Here is a 234-nt window from a genome sequence, read left to right on the forward strand (position 1 = left end):
GTTATGTTCAATTACATAATGACCAATTGCATGCATTAAATGGGTCTTTCCGAGTCCAACTCCCCCGTAAATAAAGAGTGGATTATATGCTTTAGCTGGCGCTTCGGCTACGGCCAATGAAGCAGCGTGAGCAAAACGGTTACCAGAGCCAATAACAAATGTATCAAACGTATATTTTGGATTTAGCATACTCTGTGGTAAATGATTAGAATCATCTTGTGTTGAATTTGGTTT

Annotated in this window: 1 protein-coding gene; it reads right to left on the reverse strand. The window is 38.9% G+C overall.

All coding sequences use genetic code 11. The features are described from left to right. On the reverse strand, positions 1 to 234 hold a 234-nt coding region (locus SB658_RS27670; RefSeq protein ID WP_410603781.1), incomplete at both ends, for a DnaA ATPase domain-containing protein.

It is taken from the genome of Bacillus sp. SIMBA_008, from assembly GCF_046535495.1.
In the GTDB taxonomy this organism is placed as follows: Bacteria; Bacillota; Bacilli; order Bacillales; family Bacillaceae; genus Bacillus; species Bacillus subtilis.